This is a genomic window from Thiohalocapsa sp. (genome assembly GCF_019695415.1).
Classification (GTDB): domain Bacteria; phylum Pseudomonadota; class Gammaproteobacteria; order Chromatiales; family Chromatiaceae; genus Thiohalocapsa.
This window is the reverse complement of sequence record NZ_JAIFKJ010000634.1, coordinates 1-14,653: the sequence shown is the minus strand read 5'-3', so window position 1 is coordinate 14,653 and position 14,653 is coordinate 1. Positions and strand designations below refer to the sequence as shown.

Genomic DNA, 14,653 nt, shown 5'->3' with positions numbered 1-14,653 from the left:
TGCAGATGATCGAGGAGAACGTCACCAAGGAGCTCAAGGACTGCTTCGAGGCGCCGTTCTATACACTAGGCCCGCTGATCACAGACATCGCACCTGCGTATGACCACATCACCTCCGGCATCGGTGCCGCCAACATCGGCTGGTACGGCACCGCCATGCTGTGCTACGTGACGCCGAAGGAGCACCTCGGTCTGCCGAACAAACAGGACGTGCGCGACGGCATCGTTACGTACAAGATCGCTGCTCACGGCGCCGACCTGGCAAAGGGCCTACCTGGCGCTCAGATCCGCGATAACGCGCTCAGCAAGGCGCGGTTCGAGTTCCGCTGGGAGGATCAGTTCAATCTGTCCCTGGACCCGGACCGCGCCCGCGAATTCCACGACCAGACCCTGCCGCACCAGTCGCACAAGGTCGCCCACTTCTGCTCCATGTGCGGCCCGCACTTCTGCTCCATGAAGATCACCCAGGACGTGCGTGACTATGCACGGGCGCGCCAGCTGGAGAACGCCGAGCAGGCCATTGAGGTGGGTATGCAGGAGAAGGCGGAAGAGTTCGTCCGGGACGGGGTGCGGATCTACAAAGAGGTTTGACGAAAACCTCCTGAGACTCCCCTTTACGCACGCAGGGACGCGCTCACATCGGCTAGACTCGCGCGTGGATCGCTGCGAAACGCCCTATCCGCAAGCAACCAACCGGTGTGAATTCACGCAAGGGGGCAACTCACCATGGCCGCCACCGCTCAGGACCTGATGCTGCGCCATCGCCACCGCTACACGGTGGACGACTACTACCGCATGGCGGACGCCGGCATCCTGTCGCCCGATGCGCGCGTGGAGCTGATCGACGGGGAGGTGATGGAAATACCGCCCATCGGGCCGCCCCATGCGTCCATGGTCACCGAGCTCCAGAATCGCCTGATCCGCGCCGTGGGCGAAGCAGCGGTGGTGCGAGTGCAACTCCCGGTGCGGCTCGGTCCGTACGACGAGCCGGAGCCGGACCTGGCGGTCGTCACACCGCCGCTCGCGAAACACCGGACACGACATCCGAAACCGGCCGACATCCTACTGCTGATCGTGGTGGGGGACAGCAGCCTGCCGCTGGACCGAGACGTGAAGCTCGCCCGCTATGCCGCCTGCGGCATCACCGAAGCCTGGCTGGTGGACGCCAATGCCGGCACGGTGCTGCGCTGCCGCGAGCCAGACGCAGAGGGCTACCGCCGCGCGGACGCGATCCATGGGCAGTGCGACATCCAGATCCCAGGGCTCCCGGGCTGTACGCTGGATCTGCGGCACCTGCATTGACCATTGTGTTCGCGCGCGCTGGGGCCAGCTCTTGCCGAGGCGGCTGCTGCACGCCGATGACATTCCCACCCGCCGCCGAGCGCTGAGCATGAAATTCGCAGAGATCGAAGACCAGGGCGCCAACGTCATCGAGGCCTACGGTGAGGGCCGAGTGCGCGTCAACGGCCGCGATTACGCCCGAAGCATCGCCGTGTCAGCGGCGCAGGTGGCGCTCGACTGGTGTCCGGACGACTTGGACTCCCTGACCGCCGACCACTTGGAGGCGGTGCTCGGCGAAGCGACGCAGGTGCTGATCCTCGGCACCGGCTCCCGTCAGCGCTTCCCGAGGCCGGAGGTGCACTTTGCCCTGTTGGAGCGCGGCATCGGAGTCGAAGTCATGGACACCGGCGCCGCCTGCCGGACCTACAACATCCTGGTCAGCGAAGGGCGTGACGTGGTCGCGGCCTTGATGCTCGACTGATACCTCCGCGCACGACGTCTCTCGGTGTGCAGAGCGCCCGGCATCCCCTGACGCCGCGGAGCGGTGGCGCGAGCCTCAAGAGCGAAGGCTGCGGCACAGCGCTCGCCAATCGAGACACTCGGGGCACCTCGCACCTCGCACCTCGCACCTCGCACCTCGCACCTCGCACCTCAAGATCATGGACCGCAAAATCATCCTCTCCACGCTGGCCGCAGCGGCCATGCTCTTCATCGGCATCATGCTGCTCCTGTCCATCCTTCCGGACGAGCGCGCGGGGCTCCGGCTCTACCCCTGGGACGTGAGCCGGGACGCCGCGGGCAACACGCGGGTATTCGACCTCAGCATCGGCGACAGCACCCTCGCCGATGCGCGGGCACTGCTCGGCGAAGAGGGCAAGATCAACCTGTTCCAGAATCCGGACGGCACCCGGACGGTGGAGGTCTACTTCGACAACATCCTCCTCAGCAACCTCAAAGCAGACTGGATCCTGACACTGGACGTACCGGAGGACGAGCTGACGGGGATGTACGAGCGCGGCCTTCGCATCAGCAAGACCGGCAGCGGCAGCCGCAAGGTGAAGTTGGACCCGACGGACGTCGAGCGCCTCGCCACCGCGCCCATCCGTATCCTGACCTATCTACCCTGGAAGAGCCTGGAGCCGCGGGACATCGCCGGCAACTTCGGCGAGCCCGCCGAGAAGCGCACCGAAACAAGCGGCGTCGTGCACTGGCTCTATCCCGAACAGGGCATGGACATCGCCCGTGACGCCGACGGCGGCGTGGTGATCCAGTATCTCAATCCAGCCGAATTCGATCGGGCCGTGGCACCACTGCCCGCACCCGCACCCACCGGAGCGGCATCGCCGGCGCAGACGCCGGCTGACCTGCCAACGGCGGGCGCCGACTGAGTCCTGAATCCGGCCAGCCTTTGCTTGCTCTTCTAGGGCGCATCCAGCTTCGGACGCCACCTCAGCGCATGCGCACGCCATCCAGGCTCATCACGGGCTCGTCGCCGACTCGATTTGCATCAAGGATCTGCGCTATTGGCCACACCAATACTCCGCGTTGAGCGAACCGCATCGACGCCGAAGGCCCGCGGCTCATCCCGCGTGCGCTTACCCGAGTCCGCGCAGAAAGTGGAGGGCTGCATCCACCGCCGTATCCAAATTCTGCGCCCAGGTCCGCCCGGACCTTTTGCGCGGCTTGAAGCTGTGCTCACCGTCCGGGATCCAGGCCAGCCGAGCCAGCGGACTCAACCCATAGGACGCGACCTCATCGCGGTTGCCGAAGGGGTCCCGCTCCCCCTGACAGATGAGCGTTGGCGTCCGCAGCGCCGCGAGCGCTGCCAGGCGAGCACGCTCCGGTTTGCCCGGCGGGTGGAACGGATAGCCCAGGCAGAGGAGCCCGGCGGCCTGCACATCGTCCGCAAGCATCGCCGCCATGCGACCGCCCATGGACTTGCCGCCAACGACGAGCAGCCCGCCGGCGCGGCGCTCTGCGTCGATAACTTCCCGCAGTGCGGCGAGGCGCTTCTGCTCACTGTCCGGCGGGCGTCTGCGCCCATCGGCAGCCATCCTCGCCATGTACGGAAACCAAGGCCGCACCACGCGCACGCCGCCGGCCGCAATGCCGCTGGCGACATGCGCCATAAACTCGGCATCCGGCGGCTGGCCAGCGCCGTGCGCCAGCACCAGCACGCAGGAGGCGTCCTCGGGTCCGTCGATCAGCGCTCGTTTAAGCGGATCGGTCATGTCGATGCCTCGCTTCAGGGGCGCACAGTGGGTGCTACCCGACCTTTGCGCGACGCCGCACCGGTCTTGAGCCTCTCCCAACGCAGGCCCATGATGCCGTTTTCAGCGCCACAATGGAGGAGCCAAGACCATGCTGGCCATGCTCATGCGCCAACCCGGCGGCCCGGAGGTGCTCACCGAAACCGAGCTGCCGATGCCGGAGCTTGCAAGCCCCACGGACGTCTTGGTGCGCTTGTACGCCGCCGGTGTCAACCCGGTGGACACCAAGATCCGCGCCAAAGGGCCCATGCTCCCCGAGACCCTCACGGCCGTGCTCGGCTGCGACGGTGCCGGCGTCGTGGAGGCCGTGGGCGACGCCGTCACGCGATTCAAGCCCGGCGATGCCGTGTGGTACTGCCATGGCGGCCTCGGCGGACCGGATGGCAACTATGCCGAATATGCCGTCGTCGACGAATCCATCGCACAGCCAAAGCCGGCGTCGCTCAGCTTCGAGCAAGCCGCAGCGGCGCCCTTGGTGCTCATCACGGCGTGGGAGTCGCTGCACGACCGCGCCCGGATCGCAGCCGATGACCGGGTGCTGATCCACGCGGGTGCCGGTGGCGTCGGCCATGTGGCCATCCAGCTCGCCCGTATCGCCGGCGCCCGGGTGGCCACCACCGTGAGCAGCGCCGAGAAGGCCGACTTCGCCCACCGGCTCGGCGCCGAGCTCACCATCGACTATCCGCGCGAGGATCTCGTCGGCGCCATCGCGGACTGGAGCCTCGGCCGCGGGGTGGACATCTGTTTCGACACCGTAGGGCCCGCGGTCTTCGCCCGCAGCATCGAGGTCATGGCGGTCTACGGCGATCTCGTCAGCATCCTCGACCCCAGCCCGGCAAGCTTGACCGAGGCGCGCAAGCGCAACCTGCGCATCTCGCTGGAGCTCATGCTCACGCCCCAGATCAAGCAGATGCCCGAGGCGCTCGCCCACCAGGGCGAGATCCTGCGCCGCTGCGGCGAGCTCTGCGATGCGGGCGAGCTGCACATCGAAGTGGCAGGCACCTACCCGCTCGCCCGCGCCGCGGATGCCCACCGACGGCTGGAGGCCGGCGGCATGCAGGGCAAGCTGGTGCTCACCATGCCGGGGACGACGGGGTGATGCATTGCCCGCCCGTTGGCCGCCGAGCCTGAGCCGACCATGGTGACCGTTGCCATCCTCTCCGACACCCACGGCGTGCTCGACCCGCGGGTCGCCGCGCTGGTGGCCGACTGTGACCTTGCCGTCCACGGCGGCGACATCGGCAACGCCGGCGTGCTCGCCGCGCTGCAGCCGCGCACTGGGCGGGTGGCCGCGGTTCTCGGCAACAACGACGTACCGCACAAATGGCCAGCAGCGGATCAGCACCTGCTGGACACGCTGCCCTTGGAGCTGACGGAGGACCTGCCCGGGGGGCGCCTGGTGGTGGTGCACGGTCACCGTACACCGGCGAAGGACCGGCATGCAAAGCTGCGGCGTCGCTTCCCCGAGGCACGTGCCATCGTCTATGGGCACAGCCACCGGCTGGTGGCGGACCGGGATACGGAGCCCTGGGTGACGAACCCGGGCGCCGCCTGGGCTGTGCTCACCTTGGGGCGGTCATCCTGCATTGTCCGGCGGTGGAGACACGGTGGCTGGTCACTGGCAGTGCACCGGTGTCCAGCCGCCGCCGGCAGTGCGCACCGGCGCCGCGCACCGGCGCGCTGAAACTCCGGGCGCTCGCCTGCGGCCAAAGGACCGTTCGTCGGAAAGCTGCGCGCCGCTGCGTCCACGGGCTACAAGCGCCGAAATCTGGTCTACGCTAAAGGTCAATCAGAACTCACATCAGGTGAGCCAACCCGCCCCCACCAGGGGCGTGCGCAGCCCGGGGCGCTACCCCCGGACAGCAAATCGGCCGGCGCTTTGACGTCGGCCTTTGCTTTTGCAGGGCCGGCGATGGGCTTGCCACAGCCACCTGGCAGGTCGGCCTGTAGGCCGACCCCGGTGTGGACCCGCAGACACGCACGACTACAGCCTCGACCGGCCCCGCAACGGAGAGGCGCCAGCAACCCAGGCCTGCGTCGCTGGCGGTGCCTCGGGACTGCCCGCTACACTGGGACTGGATGACCACGCACCGAGACCTTTCCGGCGCCCGAGTCAGGGCACCCAAGCCGCCAAAGTCGCTACTGCGCGCGGTAGGCCGCGCCATCGCCGAGCACGACATGATCCGCGACGGCGACCGCATCCTGCTCGGCGTCTCTGGCGGCAAGGACTCCCTGTCGCTGTTGGTGATTCTCAAGCACCTGCAGACCTATGCACCAGTGCGCTTTGAGCTCGCCGCGGTCACCGTGGACCCACAAGTACCAGGGTTCGAGCCCGCACGACTCGCGGTGCACATGGATGCATTGGGAATACGCTGGATCCTTGAGGCCCAGCCCATCCTGGACGAGGCCCGGGCGCGTATGGACGGCGACTCCTTCTGTGCCTACTGCGCCCGTATGAAGCGCGGCATCATGTACCGGTTGTGCCGCGAGCACGGCTACAACGTGCTGGCGCTTGCGCAGCACCTGGATGATCTCGCCGAAAGCCTGCTCATGTCCTTATTCCGAGGCGGGCAGTTGCGCACCATGAAGGCCCACTACCGCAACGATGTAGGCGATCTGCGCATCATCCGGCCACTGGTCTATGCCCGCGAGCGCCAGACCGCGGCTTTCGCCAAGTCCGGCGGCCTGCCCGTGGTGCCCGACAGTTGCCCTGCCTGCTTCGACATGCCCACCGAGCGCGAGCGCATGAAGCGCCTGCTGGCCGCGGAAGAAGCCGAAAACCCGCAGGTCTTCCAGAGCATGCTCCACGCCATGCAGCCCCTGCTGCGCGAGGGCGACCTGCCCTGAGCGGCGCTCATCGCTCATCCTCGCATCAACCAGCCGACAGACGGGCATCTTGCCCGCCGGGTTGCTCCGTTTGGACTAGGCTTAGAACATCACGGGCGCACACCGGCGTTGCGACCAGCTGTCATTGGCCCGCCGTGCGGTGCGCCACAGGGCACCGACATGTGGCGGCGACGGGCAAAGGACCCGCGATGTCAGCGGTCTCTCACGTGCGGATGTGGAGCCGAAGAGCGACGCGGGCACAGCCCTTTGGGCACCGGCCGGGCGGCAACCGGCCGACGGCATCATGGCGTCTGCCAGTGGAGCGAACAGATGTGCATGCGGCGGAGTTATCGCGTCCTCGTACGCACCGCGCGCGGTGTGCGCGTGGTCGTGGCCGACGCGATCGACACCTGTCTCGGCCTACCCCGGCTGACGCCACTGGAGCAGACCGCGCCCTGCGTGCTCGGGGCCTTCGACCTGCGCGGTGAGCTGGTGCCCGTGGTGAGCCTCGGTGTGCTCTGCGGCGAATCGGCGCCGCTGGCGGCCGTCTCGGACTTGGTGCTGGTGGTGCTCGCGGGCGGCTTCCCGATGGGGCTGCACAGTCCGCGCCCGCTCTGCATCGAGCCCTTCCGGGCTGGAAGCGCCGGGTCCCCTCGTCCAGATGCCATCGAGCTCCACCGAGTGCGGCTCACGGTCGCCGAGAACGCCGCCCGCCCGGATGCGGAGCGACGCCTCGCCCGCTTCGAGCGCGGCCTTTCTACTCACTCGCTGAACCGTTTGGAGCAGCGCGCCCGCCGCTACGGCGACTTCGCCGGTGCGCCGCCGCCCAGGCCGCCAGCGCCGACCCCGGCGCAACATTGGTAAGGACCCGATAATGGGCCTCGTGCCGACGGGCGAAGATGCGTTTGGCTACCAGCTGGTAGGCGGCCTTCACGGCATGCTTCGCCGCAGAAGCGGTTTCTCTGTACGGACCCGCTGCCGCGTCATAGGCGGGGCTCAGCTCCGCCACCCTTGCAAAATGTCCATGCACAAGCGGTTCATGTCCCGGGCGCGGTCGGCGCTGTCCGCCTCGGTGTAGGCACGCAGCTCCGGCGCGTTGCCCGAGGGGCGCAAATGCGCAATATCGCCATTGGCGAAGGTGATCCGGACGCCGTCCGTGTGGTCCACGGCGGCCACATCACCGAAGGCCGGGCCGAATACGGCACCTGCGGCCGTACGATCGGCCGCAGCATCGCCGGTGGCAAAGACCGCGAGCCGCCCGGCGCTGAGCTCAGTCGGGAAGTCCTTGATACGGTCGCTGTAGGTGAAACGCGCTGGCAACTCCTCGGTTAGCGCCGCGAGCGGCACGCCGCGGCGGCGCGCGGCGCCGAGGACGGCCACGGCGACGATGATCGCATCGCGGGTCGGCAATGCCGGCAGCCGCCGCCCGTCTCGAGCGATATCCGTTTCGATGAGGAAGCCGCCGTTGGCCTCATAGCCCACTACGGGCGCGACGCCGCGCTCGCGCAGCGTCCGCATGCCGGCGATCACATAGGGCGAGCCGATGCGGGTGCGCAGCACCTCGCTGAACCAGCCGCAGCGCTCCACAGCCGTGTTGGAGCTTATCGGCGTCACCACGCCGGCGGCCCGCAGCTCACGGGCGCAGAGGATGCCGGCGATGTCCCCCCGCAGCCAGCGGCCCGCGGCGTCTGCGACGAGCGGCCGGTCGCCGTCGCCGTCGGCAGAGACGAGGGCATCGAACTCGCCGTCGGCGCACCATTGCTCGGCCAGCGTGACGTCTTCCGGGCGGATGGCCTCCGTATCCACTGGTATGAACCTATCGGCGCGGCCGAGCCGCGTCACCGTGGCGCCAAGCCCCGCCAACACCGCCTGGAAGGCATCACGCGCAACACTGGAGTGCTCGTAGAGCCCCACCCGCAACCCGGCGAGCCAGGTGCGAGGAAAGAAAGCGAGGTAGCGGGAGACATAGCCCTCCAGCGCGGCGGATTCTGCCGGCGCCAGGGCCGTCGCCGAGCGCAGGCTGCCGTCGGCGGCAAACTCCCCCGCCGGCAGGTCCACCGTTTGGGCACGGATTCCGGCCTCGTCCTCCTTCAGAATCTCCCCCGTCGGCAGGTTGAACTTGATGCCATTGCGGTCATCGGGGATGTGCGACCCGGTCACCATCAGGGTCGGCATGCCGCGTGCGATACCGTAGGCGGCGAGAGCCGGCGTCGGAATGCGGCCGAAGTTGCGCGGCCTGAACCCCGCAGCACGCACCGCGGCGGCGCAGGCCGCCATAATGCGGCCGCTGCTCGGGCGATAGTCTCCGGCGAGACCGACATCCCCGGTCGCGGTGAGGCGCCCGGCCCCGCGCAGGTACTGAAGAAAGCCCAGGGTGTAGGCGAAGCACACGCGGTCGGTCATATCCACCACCCGTCCGCGGGCGCCGCTGGTGCCAAACTTGACACCGCTTTCGGCCATCAGGTCGTCGATCTTGAGCACGGCGTCGTCCCGTAGAATTGCGTCTTCCGGCAATGCTTAATGTCTGCATCTTACCAATACCGACAGCGAAGACGGACGGCAGCGGCCGTGGGCGCGCCGGCAACCGCACAAGCGCAACCTGAGGGCAAATCTGCCTGCAAGGCGCTTGACATCCGGCGGTGGCCAAGTGGAAAAGCTCGCCACAGCGGCGGTAGCAGCAGCCGTCGGCGCGGCCGAGCCCTGCGCAGCCTGCCCCGGCGGCATTTTTTCCCCTCTGCAACCGTGCTATCGTCCGCGTCGACCGTCGCCGGCCTATCCACAGGCCGGCGGCTGCCTCATCGAGGCTGCCGCACGTCTTGAGGTGCGGCCACCACACCGAGACCACTGACAAAGGAGCGATCCGCATGATCGACAGCAAACGTCTCCTGCTCGGCGCTTCCGCTGCCGTGCTTGGACTGGCCCTGACGCCCGTGCTCGCGCAGAGCGATGCCGCGCCCGCGGCGCAGCAGCCGGCCCAATCGGCCGCACCCACACAAGCGCCCGCGGCTCCAGTGCAAGCGCCCGCGGCACCGTCGCCGGAACAGGCCCGAGCCGAGATGGATAAACGTATGGAGGCGGCCACGGCAGAGCGCGACAAGCGTTACGAGGAGTTGCGCAAGCGTGCCGCGGAAGTGGGCCTCGAGCTCCCGGAGACACCGCCTTGGGCACAATCCGGTCTGTTCGAGCCGCCTGCGGGTATGGAGCCGCCGGCGATGCCCGAGGCTATGGCGCAACCGATGCCCGAGCGCAAGCCCATGAACCGTGAGGAGTTCGAGGCCATGCGCCAGGAGCGCTGGGAAGCTATGCGCGAACGCGCCGCGGCGATGGGCCGTGAGCTCCCGGAGACCCCGCCTTGGGAGGCCGCCGAGCAACGGCGCAAGGAAATGCTGGAGAAGTATGATCAATACCGAGCGACCATCGAGGCCATGACGGACGAGCAAAAGGAAGCCATTGCCGCGTTGTTTGGCGGTCGCGCGGCCGAGGCGCCGGCGCGCCCCATGGGCGGACCCATGTGGGGCCCGCAAACGGGCGGACCGGGCACGAACTGCCCGAAGGGTGGGCGCCCCTGCGGCCGGGGCATGATGCCCGGCTATGGCATGGGTCCCGGCATGGGCCCTGGCGCTATGGGTCCCAGCATGATGCCCATGATGCCGGGCGGTGAGGCACCGAGCGAGCCCGCACCCGCCGGCGATGCCAACGCCCCGGCGCCCGCTGAGCCTGCACCGGAACAGCCCGCCGGCTGACCGTTGCCAAGGCGCCGCGCTCGCCACCACCGGCGGGCGCGGCAGCACCACGCCATGAACCTCATCCGCAACCTGCTGGCCGTCGTCGGTCTGCTCGCCATCGTGACGCTTTTGGTCGGCGCCCTGACGCTTGGCCCCCGGCTCGCGAGATTCGACCCGGCGTTTCCGCAAGCCTACGGGGAGTTCGCCGCGCGCCTGCTGGAGACGGGTGACCCGGGGGTCGCCATGATGTGGTCGGAGCCGGTGGAGGACGGGCTCAGTGCCGATGACGTCATCACGTCCCTCAAGAGCCTTGCGACAACGAATCAGCTGCTCTTCGTCGGAGAATCACCCTTCTATCAGCAAGTGGAGGCCATCACCGGCGAGGACTATCGCTATGTCAACTTCCTCTCCTTCTGCGACGCCCAGGTGGGGAAGATGATGCTGGAATACCGAGACCACTACAGCGGCTTCATGCCCTGCCGCATCGCACTGGTGGAGGACAAGAACGGCGATCTTGCCCTGTATTCCATGAACCTGGACCTCATGATCTATGGCGGCGAGCCACTGCCGCCCGAGCTCAAGACCGAGGCCATCCGGGTGCGCGACACCATCCGCACCATCATGCGCGGGGCGGCGGCTGGGGAGTTCTAAGGGAACATCGATTTATCGGGGCGGCAGTTCCAGCCACTGTGAAAGCCGCACCTGCACCGCATCCACACCAAGCCCGCTCGCGGCGGAGAACCCCTCCACGGCCACATCTTGGTCGGCAAGCTCCCGGCGCACCCCTGCGAGCTGGCTCTGCACGGCGCCGCGCTTGAGCTTGTCCGCCTTGGTGAGCAGCGCCAGCATGGGCAGCTCTGCCGCGGCGCCCCAAGCCAACATCTGTCGGTCGATGTCCGTCAGGGGATGGCGGATATCCATCACCACCACCAGTCCGCGCAAGCACTGGCGCCGGCGCAGATAGTCCTCCATCAACGCCTGCCAGCCGGCCTTGATGGCTTGCGAGACCTTCGCGAAGCCATAGCCCGGCAAGTCCACCAGGCGCCGCTCGTCGTCGAGGCGAAAGAACACCAGCTGCTGGGTGCGCCCGGGGGTGCGGCTGGTGCGGGCAAGGCCGCGTTGGTGGCAGAGGCGGTTGATCGCGCTCGACTTGCCGGCGTTGGAGCGCCCCGCAAAGGCCACCTCCCATCCCGTATCCGGTGGCGTGCCGGCCCAGGACGCGGCGGCTGTCTGAAACGCTGCGCGCTGAAAGTGCGGGTCCATGGACGCTCAGGGCTCGCGCCGCCAATGCCCGGAGCGACCACCGCTCTTCTCCAGGAGCCCAACTGCATCGATGACCATGGCGCGGTCCACGGCCTTGCACATGTCATAAATGGTGAGCAACGCCACCTGTACAGCACAGAGCGCCTCCATTTCGACGCCGGTGGGCCCCTTGGTCTCCACCGTCGCTGTGCAGTGCACGCCAGACTCGTCGGGCGCCGGCGCAAGCCCGATGTCCACCCGCGACAAGGGCAACGGATGGCACAGAGGCACCAGCTCCGCGGTGCGCTTGGCGGCCATGATGGCAGCGATACGGGCGACGCCGAGCACGTCGCCCTTGGCGTGCCCACCTGATTTGATCAGCTCAAGCGTTTCGGGTTGCATGCGGATCACGCCCTCGGCGACGGCCCGCCGCCGGGTGCTGTCCTTACCACCGACGTCCACCATGCGGGCGGCGCCGTCTGCGTCGAAGTGGGTCAGCTCGGACATGCTTTGGGGTCTCCTTAACGGCGGAATGACGCCGCCCTAACCGTGGGCAAACGCGAGCCCCACCAGATTGACGGCGTCGCGATCCCCAAACCGGCTTCAGGGGGCGTTGATCGCCATACGGGCTGCGTGCAGGAGCCGCCGCCCGCGCTCGATGGCATCATAGTCTCGCAGACCGCCCTCGTAGACCTTCGGCTGCCCCGGCGGGCGGCGGCGGAAGCGCCGGTAGGGCCAGAGGTATTGCTCGGGGCAGACAGCGATACAGCGCTCGATGCCCCGATTCAGCGCCGCTGCAGCGGCGGCATCGTCGTCGCTGTCGATGCCGTCCGGCGCCGGTAGGCAGTGGATGCGGTAGCCGCGCGCATGGGGCAGGCGCTCGGCAAACATGAAAATGACCCGCGCCCCGCTCTTTCGCGCAAGCCGGTTCACCAGCACCATGGTCCAGGCCGGGATGCCGAACAGCGGAGCGAAGGCGGCGCCCTTGTCCGCGCGTGGCTCTTGATCCGGCAGGATACCCGCATACTCACCCTCGGCGAGCCCTTGCACCAAGGCACGAATGCCACGCGCCGTCGTCGGGGCGAGTCGGGCACCGGAGCGACGACGCGCCGCGAGAATGAGGTCATCGAGGCGCTTCTGCGGCTTATAGAAGATGGTGGTGGGCCCCTGAGACGCCAGGTAGAGCCCGGCCAGCTCCCAAGCGCCGAGATGCGGCGACAGCACGATCAGCCCGCGGCCGTCGTCCCGGCGCAGCAAGTCGCCGCCGCGCACCTCCCGAATCAAGCCCAACACCTCCGCCGGCGGGCGCTGCCAGAGCCGCCCCATCTCGCAATAGGTGCGGCCGAAGGAGACGAGGCTAAGGTTGCGCAGGCGAATCAGCTCGCGGGTGCCCAGGCCTGGACGACACATCGCGAGGTTGATGAGCGCATTACGCCGCTGACGGTTCGGCGTGTGCGCGATCACCCAGCCGATGAGCGTGCCCAGCGCGTGCAACAGCCCCAGCGGCAAGCCGGCCATGGTCCGCACGAGCCATTGCAGATACGGCTCCTGATGCGCGCGTGCCCGCGCCCGCGGATCGGCTCGAGGCACTGCGACGTCGATGTTGTCTGCCGCCGGCCCTCCGTCGGCCGGCGGCGTCGTCTCGCGGGGAGTCATGACATCTGCGTCGCTGCTAGACTCGACGCCGGCCACCGTGGGCCGCCCTGTGCTGGAGAGAGGCGCCATGACCGACACCAACAACCAGATGGATCCGGCTGGCGAGGGGAAAACGCCAAGGCCACTGAGCCCCAAGGCCGCCTACGCGCTGCTGCGCGAGAACCCGCAGGCGGTGCTCGTGGACATTCGCTCCACCATGGAATACCTGTTCGTAGGCCATCCGCAGGGAGCGGTTCACGTGCCCTGGATCGACGAGCCGGACTGGACCGTTAACCCGGACTTCGTCACCGAAATCCGCAAGCTCCTGCTGGGCGGAGTCAGCTGCGCACCGGAAGGCCCCTGCTCGCCGGTGGTGCTCATCTGCCGCAGCGGCAAACGCTCGCTGGACGCAGGCAAGGCCCTGTTGGCAGCAGGGCTCGGCAATGTGTTTCATGTGGACGAAGGCTTCGAAGGGGAGCTGGATGAAGAGCACCACCGCAGCACCCTCGGCGGCTGGCGCTTCCACGGGCTGCCCTGGGAGCAATGTTGAGACTCGGCGACCCTTGTTTGGTAGCCGCCATGTCCCAAGCCGTCGGCACCGACGGCCTGAAGCTCAGGAGCGCAGGCCGGCCACAGGCTGACGAGGGGTGTGGTCCAGCTCGACCTTGAGCCGCTGCCGGCGCCCATCAGACCGATCGGCGGCGTCGCCCGCGCGCGTCCGCTCCGGACGACGATCCACGAGGTCCTGCAGGCTGATGTTCGTGAGATACCCGTGAATACGCTCGCTCAGGTCCATCCAGAGGTTATGCGTGAGACAGGGGCCGCCGTCCTTGCAGTCCCCGGCGCCCGCGCAACGCGTCGTATCTAGGTGCTCATCCACAGCCGTGATGACCTCCGCGACGTGGATGGTGCGGGGGTCACGCGCCAGGTGATAGCCGCCACCCGGCCCGCGCACGCTCGACACCACGCCGCATTTGCGCAGCTTGGCGAAGAGCTGCTCCAGGTACGACAGCGAAATGCCCTGCCGTTCGGCGATATCCGCGAGCGCAATGGGGCCCTGCCCTTCATTGATGGCCAGATCGAGAACCGCAGTGACCGCATAGCGGCCCTTGGTGGTCAAACGCACAGCGTATCCTCCGATGGTCTTCGGTTTGTGGCGCGAATCCTACGATAACCGACTTTGACCATCAATTTCTTGTGGCATTGTCTTCGTGACTCGGCGCAACTCCCAGCGCGATCTGCAGATCAACGCCCGTCGTCCGCGGCCGCCACGGCAGCGGCTGCCTCGGCAGGCCTAGTGCCGGAACGTTCAGATGCATCCTCAGCCGGCGCATCCGGCATGGCCGGGTCGATGCCGCAGCCCTCCAGATCGCTCAGGTGCTCGAAGTGGCGGGTGATTCCGTGCTCCTCGAGCGCCCGTGACATGGCCTCCATGCGGCGGTCCATGACGTGGATGTGATCCAGCATGCGGTTGATGGCATTGGCCACCGGGTCCGGCGCATCGCGCACGGCACCGTAGGCATCGAAGCCCATGCGCTTGGCTGTGTCGGCCCGGCGCAGCGTCGCGGGGTCCCTCGCCCGCTCGATTACCCCCCCCGGCACGCCACCCCACGTCCCGGTGCCTTTTACAAATCTCCCAGCCCACGAGACACCTGGGCCCCTCGTCTGCCCGCTT

Annotated in this window: 16 protein-coding genes and 2 pseudogenes; 11 read left to right on the top strand and 7 right to left on the bottom strand. The window is 67.9% G+C overall.

Annotation, left to right across the window (positions count from 1 at the left end):
* From I6U14_RS17355 to I6U14_RS17340, 4 genes are all read left to right on the top strand, one after another.
* Window positions 1-590: phosphomethylpyrimidine synthase ThiC (locus tag I6U14_RS17355; protein WP_296901018.1), on the top strand; the 590-nt coding region annotated here is incomplete at its 5' end.
* A gap of 135 nt (window positions 591-725) precedes the next feature.
* Window positions 726-1,301 (top strand): Uma2 family endonuclease, encoded by a 576-nt coding sequence (locus I6U14_RS17350; protein ID WP_296901016.1) that lies wholly within the window; start codon window positions 726-728, stop codon window positions 1,299-1,301.
* Between the two features lie 88 nt (window positions 1,302-1,389).
* Window positions 1,390-1,761 (top strand): Mth938-like domain-containing protein, encoded by a 372-nt coding sequence (locus tag I6U14_RS17345; protein WP_296901014.1) that lies wholly within the window; start codon window positions 1,390-1,392, stop codon window positions 1,759-1,761.
* 178 nt (window positions 1,762-1,939) lie between these two features.
* On the top strand, window positions 1,940-2,668 hold the full coding sequence (locus tag I6U14_RS17340; RefSeq protein WP_296901012.1) for a hypothetical protein: 729 nt from the start codon (window positions 1,940-1,942) through the stop codon (window positions 2,666-2,668).
* Window positions 2,669-2,875: 207 nt separating this feature from the next.
* On the opposite strand, the gene I6U14_RS17335 is transcribed toward I6U14_RS17340, so the two are convergent.
* Window positions 2,876-3,511, bottom strand: coding sequence for an alpha/beta family hydrolase (locus tag I6U14_RS17335; RefSeq protein ID WP_296901010.1), 636 nt, complete (start codon window positions 3,509-3,511; stop codon window positions 2,876-2,878).
* Between the two features lie 130 nt (window positions 3,512-3,641).
* On the opposite strand from I6U14_RS17335, the gene I6U14_RS17330 reads away from it, so the two are divergent.
* The 4 genes from I6U14_RS17330 (at window position 3,642) to I6U14_RS17315 (ending at window position 7,240) form a co-directional block, all read left to right on the top strand.
* On the top strand, window positions 3,642-4,649 hold the full coding sequence (locus tag I6U14_RS17330) for a zinc-dependent alcohol dehydrogenase family protein (protein WP_296901008.1): 1,008 nt from the start codon (window positions 3,642-3,644) through the stop codon (window positions 4,647-4,649).
* A 39-nt stretch (window positions 4,650-4,688) separates the two neighbouring features.
* A complete protein-coding gene (locus I6U14_RS17325) occupies window positions 4,689-5,234 on the top strand; it encodes a metallophosphoesterase family protein (RefSeq protein WP_296901006.1) in 546 nt (181 codons plus the stop codon).
* 395 nt (window positions 5,235-5,629) lie between these two features.
* Window positions 5,630-6,397, top strand: a complete 768-nt coding sequence (locus tag I6U14_RS17320) for an ATP-binding protein (protein WP_296901004.1) — start codon at window positions 5,630-5,632, stop codon at window positions 6,395-6,397.
* 309 nt (window positions 6,398-6,706) lie between these two features.
* Window positions 6,707-7,240, top strand: coding sequence for a chemotaxis protein CheW (locus tag I6U14_RS17315; RefSeq protein WP_296901002.1), 534 nt, complete (start codon window positions 6,707-6,709; stop codon window positions 7,238-7,240).
* A 132-nt stretch (window positions 7,241-7,372) separates the two neighbouring features.
* Here the strand turns inward: I6U14_RS17315 and I6U14_RS17310 are convergent, their stop codons facing one another.
* Window positions 7,373-8,836, bottom strand: coding sequence for a phosphomannomutase (locus tag I6U14_RS17310; protein WP_296901023.1), 1,464 nt, complete (start codon window positions 8,834-8,836; stop codon window positions 7,373-7,375).
* 404 nt (window positions 8,837-9,240) lie between these two features.
* Here I6U14_RS17310 and I6U14_RS17305 point away from each other — a divergent pair, with 404 nt between their 5' ends.
* Both I6U14_RS17305 and I6U14_RS17300 read left to right on the top strand, forming a co-directional pair.
* A complete protein-coding gene (locus I6U14_RS17305) occupies window positions 9,241-10,119 on the top strand; it encodes a hypothetical protein (RefSeq protein WP_296901000.1) in 879 nt (292 codons plus the stop codon).
* A gap of 54 nt (window positions 10,120-10,173) precedes the next feature.
* Window positions 10,174-10,752: a DUF302 domain-containing protein gene (locus tag I6U14_RS17300; protein ID WP_296900998.1), complete on the top strand. Its 579-nt coding sequence runs from the start codon at window positions 10,174-10,176 to the stop codon at window positions 10,750-10,752.
* A 12-nt stretch (window positions 10,753-10,764) separates the two neighbouring features.
* On the opposite strand, the gene yihA is transcribed toward I6U14_RS17300, so the two are convergent.
* The 3 genes from yihA to I6U14_RS17285 form a co-directional block, all read right to left on the bottom strand.
* On the bottom strand, window positions 10,765-11,364 hold the full coding sequence (gene yihA, locus I6U14_RS17295) for a ribosome biogenesis GTP-binding protein YihA/YsxC (RefSeq protein WP_296900995.1): 600 nt from the start codon (window positions 11,362-11,364) through the stop codon (window positions 10,765-10,767).
* Between the two features lie 6 nt (window positions 11,365-11,370).
* The gene (gene moaC, locus I6U14_RS17290; protein ID WP_296900993.1) at window positions 11,371-11,850 is read right to left on the bottom strand and encodes a cyclic pyranopterin monophosphate synthase MoaC; all 480 of its coding nucleotides are present in this window, start codon (window positions 11,848-11,850) and stop codon (window positions 11,371-11,373) included.
* Between the two features lie 96 nt (window positions 11,851-11,946).
* On the bottom strand, window positions 11,947-12,999 hold the full coding sequence (locus tag I6U14_RS17285; protein WP_367115688.1) for a lysophospholipid acyltransferase family protein: 1,053 nt from the start codon (window positions 12,997-12,999) through the stop codon (window positions 11,947-11,949).
* A 67-nt stretch (window positions 13,000-13,066) separates the two neighbouring features.
* Between I6U14_RS17285 and I6U14_RS17280 the strand changes: the two genes are divergently transcribed.
* The gene (locus I6U14_RS17280) at window positions 13,067-13,528 is read left to right on the top strand and encodes a rhodanese-like domain-containing protein (RefSeq protein WP_296900991.1); all 462 of its coding nucleotides are present in this window, start codon (window positions 13,067-13,069) and stop codon (window positions 13,526-13,528) included.
* 177 nt (window positions 13,529-13,705) lie between these two features.
* On the opposite strand, the pseudogene I6U14_RS17275 reads toward I6U14_RS17280, so the two are convergent.
* Together I6U14_RS17275 and I6U14_RS17270 are read right to left on the bottom strand one after the other, a co-directional pair.
* Window positions 13,706-14,104 (bottom strand): annotated as a pseudogene (locus I6U14_RS17275) (Rrf2 family transcriptional regulator); the annotation flags it as partial.
* 119 nt (window positions 14,105-14,223) lie between these two features.
* Window positions 14,224-14,583, bottom strand: a pseudogene (locus I6U14_RS17270) (hypothetical protein); the annotation flags it as partial.
* Between the last annotated feature and the right edge of the window lie 70 nt (window positions 14,584-14,653).

Coding starts and splice junctions, on each gene's coding strand:
- yihA (WP_296900995.1), bottom strand. CDS start 11,364: ATGGACCCGCACTTTCAGCGCGCAGCGTTTCAGACAGCCGCCGCGTCC.
- I6U14_RS17310 (WP_296901023.1), bottom strand. CDS start 8,836: ATGGCCGAAAGCGGTGTCAAGTTTGGCACCAGCGGCGCCCGCGGACGG.
- I6U14_RS17315 (WP_296901002.1), top strand. CDS start 6,707: ATGTGCATGCGGCGGAGTTATCGCGTCCTCGTACGCACCGCGCGCGGT.
- I6U14_RS17335 (WP_296901010.1), bottom strand. CDS start 3,511: ATGACCGATCCGCTTAAACGAGCGCTGATCGACGGACCCGAGGACGCC.
- I6U14_RS17285 (WP_367115688.1), bottom strand. CDS start 12,999: ATGACTCCCCGCGAGACGACGCCGCCGGCCGACGGAGGGCCGGCGGCA.
- moaC (WP_296900993.1), bottom strand. CDS start 11,850: ATGTCCGAGCTGACCCACTTCGACGCAGACGGCGCCGCCCGCATGGTG.
- I6U14_RS17345 (WP_296901014.1), top strand. CDS start 1,390: ATGAAATTCGCAGAGATCGAAGACCAGGGCGCCAACGTCATCGAGGCC.
- I6U14_RS17325 (WP_296901006.1), top strand. CDS start 4,689: ATGGTGACCGTTGCCATCCTCTCCGACACCCACGGCGTGCTCGACCCG.
- I6U14_RS17305 (WP_296901000.1), top strand. CDS start 9,241: ATGATCGACAGCAAACGTCTCCTGCTCGGCGCTTCCGCTGCCGTGCTT.
- I6U14_RS17280 (WP_296900991.1), top strand. CDS start 13,067: ATGACCGACACCAACAACCAGATGGATCCGGCTGGCGAGGGGAAAACG.
- I6U14_RS17330 (WP_296901008.1), top strand. CDS start 3,642: ATGCTGGCCATGCTCATGCGCCAACCCGGCGGCCCGGAGGTGCTCACC.
- I6U14_RS17350 (WP_296901016.1), top strand. CDS start 726: ATGGCCGCCACCGCTCAGGACCTGATGCTGCGCCATCGCCACCGCTAC.
- I6U14_RS17340 (WP_296901012.1), top strand. CDS start 1,940: ATGGACCGCAAAATCATCCTCTCCACGCTGGCCGCAGCGGCCATGCTC.
- I6U14_RS17320 (WP_296901004.1), top strand. CDS start 5,630: ATGACCACGCACCGAGACCTTTCCGGCGCCCGAGTCAGGGCACCCAAG.
- I6U14_RS17300 (WP_296900998.1), top strand. CDS start 10,174: ATGAACCTCATCCGCAACCTGCTGGCCGTCGTCGGTCTGCTCGCCATC.